This window comes from Streptomyces sp. NRRL WC-3742, from assembly GCF_000720635.1.
In the GTDB taxonomy this organism is placed as follows: domain Bacteria; phylum Actinomycetota; class Actinomycetes; order Streptomycetales; family Streptomycetaceae; genus Kitasatospora.
Window position 1 is genome coordinate 59204 of record NZ_JOCF01000043.1, and the last position, 9259, is coordinate 68462.

The following is a 9259-nucleotide window of genomic DNA, read 5'->3' on the forward strand; positions in this document are numbered from 1 at the left end:
TCAAGACGTTGGAGACGTGAAGCGGAGTACCGATGACTGACTCGACCATCATCTATACGCACACCGACGAGGCTCCGGCCCTGGCGACCTACTCGTTCCTGCCGGTGGTCCAGGCGTACGCCAGGACGGCGGGCGTCCGGGTGGAGACCCGCGACATCTCCCTGGCCGGGCGGATCATCGCCACGTTCCCGGAGCGTCTGACCGAGGACCAGCGCATCGGCGACGCCCTCGCCGAGCTGGGCCAGCTGGCCAAGACCCCGGGCGCCAACATCATCAAGCTGCCGAACGTCTCGGCCTCCGTGCCGCAGCTCAAGGCCGCGATCGCCGAGCTCCAGGCCCAGGGCTACGCCCTGCCGGACTACCCGGACGACCCGCGGACCGACGAGGACAAGGACGTCCGCGCCCGCTACGACAAGGTCAAGGGCAGTGCGGTCAACCCCGTCCTGCGCGAGGGCAACTCCGACCGCCGCGCCCCGCTGTCGGTCAAGAACTACGCCAAGACCCACCCGCACCGCATGGGCGCGTGGACGGCCGATTCCAAGACCAACGTCGCCACCATGGACGCGGACGACTTCGCGAGCACCGAGAAGTCCACCGTGATCGCCGCCGACGGCGCCCTGCGCATCGAGCTGGTCGGCGAGGACGGCACCACCACCGTGCTGCGCGAGAGCGTCCCGGTGCTGGCCGGCGAGGTCGTCGACGCCTCGGTGATGCGCGCCGCCGCCCTGAACACCTTCCTGGCCGCGCAGGTCGCCCGCGCCAAGGCCGAGGGCGTGCTGTTCTCGGTGCACCTCAAGGCCACCATGATGAAGGTCTCCGACCCGATCATCTTCGGCCACGTCGTGCGCGCCTTCTTCCCGAAGACCTTCGCCAAGTACGGCGAGGTGCTCGTCGCCGCCGGTCTGAACCCGAACAACGGCCTCGGCGGCATCCTCGCCGGGCTCGACAACGTGCCGCACCTGGGCGCCGAGATCAAGGCGTCCTTCGAGGCCGAGCTGGCCGAGGGCCCGGCCCTGGCCATGGTCGACTCCGACAAGGGCATCACCAACCTGCACGTGCCGAGCGACGTCATCGTCGACGCCTCGATGCCGGCCATGATCCGCACCTCCGGCCACATGTGGGGCCCGGACGGCCAGGAGGCCGACACCCTCGCCGTCCTCCCGGACCACAGCTACGCCGGCGTGTACCAGGCCACCATCGACGACTGCCGCGTCAACGGCGCCCTCGACCCGGCCACCATCGGCTCCGTCCCGAACGTCGGCCTGATGGCCCAGGCGGCCGAGGAGTACGGCTCCCACGACAAGACCTTCGAGATCCCGGCCGCCGGCACCGTCCGCCTGGTCGACACCGAGGGCAACGTCGTCCTGGAGCAGGCCGTCCAGCCCGGCGACATCTTCCGCGCCTGCCAGACCAAGGACGCCCCGATCCAGGACTGGGTCAAGCTGGCCGTCACCCGCGCCCGCGCCACCGGCGACCCGGCCGTCTTCTGGCTGGACGCCGAGCGCGCCCACGACGCCGTGCTGATCGAGAAGGTCAAGGCGTACCTGCCGGAGCACGACACCACCGGCCTGACCATCGAGATCAAGACCCCGGTCGAGGCCACCAAGTTCTCGCTGGAGCGCATCCGCCGCGGCGAGAACACCATCTCCGTCACCGGCAACGTGCTGCGCGACTACCTGACCGACCTGTTCCCGATCCTGGAGCTGGGCACCAGCGCCAAGATGCTGTCGGTCGTCCCGCTGATGGCGGGCGGCGGCCTGTTCGAGACGGGCGCCGGCGGCTCCGCCCCGAAGCACGTCCAGCAGCTCGTCAAGGAGAACTACCTGCGCTGGGACAGCCTGGGCGAGTTCTTCGCGCTGGCCGCCAGCTTCGAGCACCTGGCCACCACCACCGGCAACGCCCGCGCCAAGGTGCTGGCCGACACCCTCGACCGCGCCACCGGCACCTTCCTCAACGAGGACAAGTCGCCGAGCCGCCGCCTCGGCGGCATCGACAACCGCGGCAGCCACTTCTACCTGGCCACGTACTGGGCCCAGGAGCTGGCCAAGCAGACCGAGGACGCCGAGCTGGCCCAGGCGTTCGCGGGCCTGGCCGAGACGCTGACCTCGCAGGAGCAGGTCATCGTCGACGAGCTGATCGCCGTCCAGGGCTCGCCCGTCGACCTCGGCGGCTACTACCAGCCCGACCCGGCCAAGGCCGCGGCCGTGATGCGCCCGTCGAAGTCCTTCAACGAGGCGCTCGCCAACCTCGGCTGACCGTAGCCGAGCTGAGCTGACGCAGGCCCCGGGTCCCCTTCGCGGACCCGGGGCCTGCGGCGTTCAGGAGCAGGACTGCGCGAAGGAGGCGTTCGGGGAGTCCGGACCGGAGCGGATCGCGGGATCAGAGGGTGAGGAGGAGGGCTCCGGCCGCCAGGAGGAGGGCGGCCGTGTGGGCGCCGGGGCGGGTGAGGGCGGTGCCGACGGCCTCGCGCAGGAGGGCGTAGGGGCCGTGGGCGAGGAGGGGGTCGGCGGCGAGGACGTGGGCGGGGGCTCCGGCGCGGCGGGCGGCGAGGGCGGAGCGGACGGTGTGGAAGCCGCTGGTGATCACCGTGCAGCGGTAGCCGGGGCGTTCGGCGGCCATCAGGGCGGCCGCGAAGCGCAGGTTCTCGACGGTGTTGACGGCCCGCTCCTCGCGCCGTACGCGCTCGGGCGGCACGCCCCGGGCGATCAGGTAGCGGGCCATCGCGGCCGCCTCGGTGCAGTCCTCGTGCGGGCCCTTGCCGCCGGTGACCAGCACCAGCGGCGCGTACCCGGCGGCCTCCTCGGCGGCGAGACGTATCAGCGCGGCGTCCAGGCGGGCGGTCAGCGCCGGCCCCGGCTCGCAGCCGACCAGGGCCGCGCCCAGCACCACCAGGTAGTCCGCGCCCTCCGGCACCGGGCGGCGCCGACCGCGCAGGGCGAGGCCGAGGAAGCCGAGCAGCCAGAGCAGGACGTACCCGGCGAGCAGGGCGACGGGGAGGAGCAGGACGTGCATATCCCCTCGAACGCCTGCGGCGGAGCCCCCGTTCCGGGGCCGGAACGGGGGCTCTGTGAGGTATCTCGCGGAAGCCGCTACCCGGCGTCGGGGGCCGGGCGGCGGCCGCCCCGGTTGAGCGAGGCCAGGTAGGCGTTGTACGCCTCCAGCTCCGCGTCGCCCGAGCGCTCCTCGGCGCGGTCGGCCCGGCGGGCCTGGCGCTGCTCGGAGCGCATCCACTGGTAGACCAGCGCGATCAGCACGATCGCCGTCGGGATCTCGCCGAAGGCCCAGGTGATGCCGCCGGCGAGCTTCTGGTCCTCCAGGAGGTTCGTCCCCGGCGGGGCCGTGTCCACGGTGAAGCTGGTCACCAGCGGGTGGCTGGCCATCATCACCGCCACGCCGAAGAAGGCGTGGAAGGGCATGCCCATGAACAGTTCGATGATCCGCATCACGTGGCCGGGGCGGTTCGGGCCCGGGTCCACGCCCATGATCGGCCAGAAGAACACCAGGCCCGTGGCCAGGAAGTGCACCATCATGAGGATGTGCCCGGCGCGGTACTGCATCAGGAAGTCGAAGAGCGGGGTGAAGTAGACCCCGTACAGGCTCGCGATGAACAGCGGGATGGTGAACGCCGGGTGCGAGATCACCCGTACGTAGGTGCTGTGCAGCAGCGCCACCAGCAGCTCGCGCGGCCCGCGCGGCCGCCCCTTGCCGGCCGGGCGCAGGGCACGCAGGGCCAGGGTGATCGGGGCGCCGAGGAGCATCAGGATCGGCGTCAGCATGGACAGCACCATGTGCTGGATCATGTGCGCGCTGAACAGCGCCATGCCGTAGTCGTTCAGCCCGGTGCAGGTGACCAGCAGCATCGTGCCGATGCCCGCCGCCCAGGCGACGACCCGGCCGACGGGCCACTTGTCGCCGCGCCGGTAGAGCCGCACCGCGCCCGCCAGGTACAGCCCGAGGGCCGCCAGGCCGGCGAGCAGGAACACCCAGTCCGGGGACCACGTCCACACGTTGGAGAGCGTGAACGGGCCCGGCTGGGTCATCCCGCCGTGGTGGTGCATGCCTGACATCCCGTCGCCCATCGGCGAGTCCCGCTTTCCGTCATGTGGCCCCACTGGTGGGTCCGGTTCGCCCGTTTTGCTTGGCATACAGCCTAGGTCGGCCTTACCCCGGGCCGTGCCACCGCCCCCCTTCCGTTCAACCTTGTACGGGTGGTACGGGCAGTACAGGTGGTACGGGCCGTGCGCACCGGCGGTCCCGCCGCCGGTGCGCACGCGTGCTCGGCCCGTAGGGTGATCAGCCCGTCGGGCCCAGGCGGGACCAGTTGTTCGACCCTGGTTGCTGCGCGTCGCGCCCGGCGCGCCGGAGCCGCGCAGGGCCCGCGGGGGCCTTGACCTGCGGCTTTACCTCGGAGCCGTGGGGACTGGCCGGAACCGGGCGTGATTCATCTGACGGTAAGTCAGTAGTTATTTGTTGATGTCATGATCTTCGGAGGACGCCCCGGACCTCGGTGCGTCCGAGGACTCTGACCAGGGAGAACCATGCAGGGCACCGTACTCGCCGACCGCTACCGGCTGGAGGACTGGCTCGGCGGTGGGTCGATGGGTGACGTGTGGCTCGCCGAGGACGAGGTCCTCGGCCGCCGGGTGGCCGTCAAGGTGGTGAAGCCCGCCCTCCTGGAGGAGGACGGCTTCGCCGAACGCTTCCACGCCGAGGCCCGCGTCATGGCGCAGCTGCGCCACCCCGGCATCGTCGGCGTGTACGACTACGGGCACGACGAGGCGGACGGGCGGCGCTCGGTCGGCTACCTCGTCATGGAGCTGATCGACGGCGAGCCGCTCAGCGCCGTCCTGGACCGCGCCGGCGCCCTGCCGGTCGGGCAGACCCTGCGCATGGCGCTCCAGGTGCTGGAAGCCCTGCAGGCCGCGCACGACTCCGGGATCGTCCACCGGGACATCAAGCCGGCCAACCTGATGGTCCGCGAGGACCGGACGGTCATCGCCGACTTCGGCATCGCCCGCCCCGGCTGCGACGCCCGCCTGACCGTCCCCGGGATGGTGCTCGGCACCGCCGCCTACCAGGCGCCCGAGCAGGCGTCGACCGGGACCGTCACCGCCTCGGCGGACCTCTACGCGCTCGGCGTCGTCCTCCACGAGTGCCTCTCCGGGCGGCTGCCCTTCGACGGGGAGACCGCCCTCGAGGTGATCCTCAAGCACCTGACCGAGCCCGTGCCGCCACTGCCCGAGGGCGTGCCCGCGCCGGTGGAGGCGCTGATCCGGCGGGCGATGGCCAAGGAGGCCGGCGAGCGGTGGCCGGACGCGGCCTCGATGGCGGAGGCCGTGCAGGAGGCGCTGGCCGGGCTCGGGGAGGACGTGCCGCACGTCTCCTTCCGGCCCCGGCCGACCGCTGCCGTCGTCTCTCCCGCACGCCCCTCCAGGGCCGGGCGGCGGGTGCGCGCGCTCGTCGGGGTGACGGTGCTGACGCTGCTCTGCGTGGCCGGCGCCGCCGGGGCGACGGTCATCCGGCCCGGTCAGGAGGCCGCCGCCGAGGGGCCCGCCGCGGTGGCGGAACCGGCGGCCGTCCCGACGGTCGCGACGTCGGCACCCGCCTCCGCCCCTGCCCCGGCCGTCCCGCCGGCGGGGCCGAGCCCGGCACCCGGGCCGACCGCGCCCACCGCCGCGCCCGCCCAGCCCGAGGCGACCACCCCGTCGCCCGTAGTACCGGCCCCCTCCGCGCCCACCTCCGCGCCCACCTCTGTGCCGGCCGCCCCGGCGCCGACCTCCCCCGCTTCGCCCGCCCCTCGCGAACCGGCCACGCCCACCGCGCCCGCTCCCGCCCCCACCGCGACGTCCGCCCCGCCCACCCAGGAGACGAAGCCGCCGCAGCCCACCCTGGTCCAGGTCGGCAGCAACGGCGGCGTCCTGGACAACTACCACTCCGCGAACGTGGACGGGAACCAGGTCATCACCTACGGCGCCAACGGTTCCACGGCGCAGGCATGGCGGCTGGACAAGGTCTCGGACGGCAACTACTACCTGCGCAACGCCGCCACCGACTTCACCAAGTCGCTCGACCTGGACGTGACGACCAGGCTGGTACAGATCTGGACGAACCAGCCGACGCGCCAAACCCAGACCTGGTCCGTGGTGGCGGTGACGGGTGGCTACCACATCGTCAACTACGCCACCAGGGACTGCCTGGTGTTCGACGGGATCAACTACGCGCTGAGGGCGGCCACCTGCTCGAACACCGCCGAGCAGGTGTGGACCTTCTCGTAGGAGTCGGTGACAGGAGTCCGTGACAGGAGTCGGTGACAGGAGTCCGTGATCAGGCGGCGAGGGAGGTGGGCAGGGAGGCGGGTGGAGAGCCTGTGATCGGGTGGGCAGGGAGGCGGGCGGAGGGCCCGTGATCAGGCGGGCAGCCAGGACGGCCACTGCCGCCGCGGCCGGTCGGCGGGCCCGCCGGGGCCGATCAGCGCCCGCAGCCGGTCGGCCTCGGGGGAGCCGATGGCGGCCAGGATCTCGTACGCCTCCTCCCGGTGCGCCCGCGCCTGCTGTGTGCCGGTGCCTGCGGGGCTGTTACTCCCTCCCGCCGGGCCGCTGCCCCCCGTGAGCGCGTCACCGAGCGCGGCCAGGGCCAGCCCCCGCCCGCGGCGGTCGCCGTCGAGCGTCAGCACCTCGACCGCCCGGGCCGCCGCCTCCACCGCCTCGCCGCCACGGCCGAGGGCGCGCAGCGACTCGCTGAGGCGCAGCAGCGTACGGCCCGTGCGGCGCCGGTCGTCGGGTCGCAGCAGGGCGAGGGCGGCGCGGTGGTGGCTCAGGGCCTGCTCGAACTCGCCGCGGTCGTGGGCGATCGTGCCCAGGGAGTCGAGGGCGAGGGCCTCGAGCTCGCGGTCGGCGAGGCGGTGGCAGATCACCAGGGACTGGTCCACCACCCGGACGGCTGCCTCGAACCGGCCGAGTTCGGTGAACGCGCCCGCCAGATTGAGGAGTTCGGCCGCCACCGCGCGCTGGTCGCCGAGCCGCTCCCAGACGGAGATGGCCGCCGTGAAGCCCTCGACCGCGTCACCGGGCCGGCCGACCTGGACGAACAGCGCGGCGAGCGAGGCGTGGGCCAGGGCGAGCAGTGACCCCGGCAGGCCGTGCGCCGCGCACAGGTCGCGGGCCCTGAGCAGCTCGGCGAGGGCCGAGGGCTCGGAGCCGACCTCGGTCAGCAGCCGTCCGAGGACCAGCCGGGCCCTCACCTCGGCCGTACGGTCGTCGAGGCGCACGGCGGCCTGGAGGAGGACCTTCGCCGCATGGCCGAGCGGCCGGGTGGCCTGCCCGGTCTCGCACAACAGGCTTGCGTCCAGGAGGAGTTCGGCGAGCAGGCCGAGGCACGGCGGCTCGGCGAGCGCGGCGCACTGCCCGACCAGCGCGCCGACGGCGGCGTACTCGCCCCGGCTGCGGGCGGCGTGGAGGAACCCGGCCAGGCGGGTGAGGACGGCCGCCGGTTGTTCCTCGGGGTCTTCGAGGCGCAGGGCGAAGGCCCGGAGGAGGTCGTGGTAGCGGTAGCGGTCCGGGGGAGTGGTCTCCAGCATCGAGCAGTCGACGAGCGACTCCGCCAGCTCCTCGGCCTCCTCCTCCGGCAGGTCCAGCACCGCCGCGACCGCCCCCGGCGACAGATCCGGCACCTCCGGCACGGCCAACAGCCGGAAAGCGCGGGCCTGTTCGGGCGTCAGCTGGTCGTAGCCGAACCGGAACGCCGACTCGACGGCGAGGTCCCCCGTGCGCAGCACGTCCAGCCGCCGACGGTCCTCCGACAGCTTCTCCAGCAGCCGCGCCACCGTCCACCCGGGCCGGCAGGCGAGCCGGGCGGCGAGGATGCGCACAGCGAGGGGAAGGTTCCCGCAGAGCCGGACCAGCTCCTCGGCCTCGTCCCTCTCCGCCGCGATCCGCTCCGGCCCGACGACGCGCCCCAGCAGGTCGAGCGCCTCCCGAGGGGCGAACGCGGGCAGCTCGACGACCTGCGCGTTGGGGAGCGAGCCGAGCCGCGCCCGGCTCGTGACCAGCACCGCACAGCCCGGCCCGCCGGGCAGCAGCGGCCTGATCTGCTCCGCGTCCCGGGCGTTGTCGAGCACGACCAGCACGCGCCGTCCGGAGAGCAGCGAGCGGAACTGGGCCGCGCGTTCGGCGGCCCCGGGCGCGAGGGCGTCCGCCGGGAGACCCAGGGCGCGCAGGAACGCGGCGAGCGCCTCCTCGGGCCGGGTCGGCCGGCCGTCGGCGCCGCCGTGCAGATCGACGTAGAGCTGCCCGTCCGGGAACTCGGCGGCGAGCCCGTGCGCGACGTGCACGGCCAGCGCGGTCTTGCCCACCCCGCCCAGGCCCGAGATCGTGGCCACCGGCACGGTGTGCGGCGCCCGCAGGGCGGTGCGCAGCGCCTCGGCCTGCGCCTGGCGGCCGGTGAAGTCGGCCAGATCGGCCGGGACCTGGGTCGGCCGCACCGCCGCCTGGTACGTCGGGAGGGCGGTCGCTGCCTTTGGCGCGACCGGGGCCACAAGATCAACATCCGCCGCCAGAATCCGGCGGTGCAACTCGCCCAGACCGGGCCCGGCGGCAACACCGAGCTGCTCACGCAACCGCCGATCGGCGTCCCGGTACACACTGAGCGCCTCGGCCTGCCGACCCGTCCGGTACAGGGCGAGCATCAGCAGCTCGGAAAACCGCTCCCTGAGCGGGTGCTCGGCCACCAGCGCCGTCAACTCGGCCACGGTCGCACCCGGCCCGGTCCCGACCTCCGCCTCCAGACACGCCTCCAGCACCGCCACCCTGCGCTCGGCCCACTCCCCACGCTGCCGCTCCGCGTACGGCCCGGGCAGCCCGGCCATCGGCTCGCCCTGCCACAGCGCCAGCGCCGACCGTAGCGTGCTCGCGGCCTCAGCACCCTGCAACTCCCGGGCCCCAGCCACGAGCTGCTCACACCTCTGAATGTCCAGCGCCCCCGGCTCGACCGTGAGCAGATACCCCCCACCCAACGACGTCAGCGCCTCCGGTCCCAACACCCGCCGCAACCGGTGCACATACGTCCGGATCACCCCGGTCGCCTTCGCCGGCGGCTCCTCCCCCCACAGATCGTCGATCAACTGCGCAGCCGACACCGGATGCCCAGCCCTCAACAACAACGACACCAACAGACTCCGCTGCTGCGGCGACCCCAGCGCAAGCTCCCCCTCACCCCGCCACCCCCGCACCGCCCCCAGCACCACGAACCGCAACCCACCCAC

General features: G+C 73.4%; 5 protein-coding genes. 2 read left to right on the top strand and 3 right to left on the bottom strand.

All coding sequences use genetic code 11. From position 1 onward, the window contains the following. Nucleotides 1-32: 32 nt before the first annotated feature. Entirely contained in the window at nucleotides 33-2255 is a 2223-nt protein-coding gene (locus IH61_RS0123495; RefSeq protein ID WP_031072998.1) for an NADP-dependent isocitrate dehydrogenase, read from the top strand. A gap of 124 nt (nucleotides 2256-2379) precedes the next feature. On the opposite strand, the gene IH61_RS0123500 is transcribed toward IH61_RS0123495, so the two are convergent. Together IH61_RS0123500 and IH61_RS0123505 are read right to left on the bottom strand one after the other, a co-directional pair. Continuing rightward, a complete protein-coding gene (locus IH61_RS0123500) occupies nucleotides 2380-3012 on the bottom strand; it encodes a YdcF family protein (protein ID WP_051837763.1) in 633 nt (210 codons plus the stop codon). 77 nt (nucleotides 3013-3089) lie between these two features. Further along, on the bottom strand, nucleotides 3090-4058 hold the full coding sequence (locus IH61_RS0123505) for a cytochrome c oxidase assembly protein (RefSeq protein ID WP_031073004.1): 969 nt from the start codon (nucleotides 4056-4058) through the stop codon (nucleotides 3090-3092). A gap of 480 nt (nucleotides 4059-4538) precedes the next feature. Here IH61_RS0123505 and IH61_RS49655 point away from each other — a divergent pair, with 480 nt between their 5' ends. Beyond that, on the top strand, nucleotides 4539-6275 hold the full coding sequence (locus tag IH61_RS49655; RefSeq protein ID WP_051837765.1) for a serine/threonine protein kinase: 1737 nt from the start codon (nucleotides 4539-4541) through the stop codon (nucleotides 6273-6275). A 131-nt stretch (nucleotides 6276-6406) separates the two neighbouring features. Here the strand turns inward: IH61_RS49655 and IH61_RS49660 are convergent, their stop codons facing one another. Beyond that, on the bottom strand, nucleotides 6407-9259 hold the full coding sequence (locus IH61_RS49660; protein WP_063763252.1) for an AfsR/SARP family transcriptional regulator: 2853 nt from the start codon (nucleotides 9257-9259) through the stop codon (nucleotides 6407-6409).

Excerpts from the sequence above, each read along its gene's own strand:
- IH61_RS0123500 (WP_051837763.1), bottom strand. The coding sequence starts at position 3,012 with ATGCACGTCCTGCTCCTCCCCGTCGCCCTGCTCGCCGGGTACGTCCTG.
- IH61_RS0123495 (WP_031072998.1), top strand. The coding sequence starts at position 33 with ATGACTGACTCGACCATCATCTATACGCACACCGACGAGGCTCCGGCC.
- IH61_RS49655 (WP_051837765.1), top strand. The coding sequence starts at position 4,539 with ATGCAGGGCACCGTACTCGCCGACCGCTACCGGCTGGAGGACTGGCTC.
- IH61_RS0123505 (WP_031073004.1), bottom strand. The coding sequence starts at position 4,058 with ATGCACCACCACGGCGGGATGACCCAGCCGGGCCCGTTCACGCTCTCC.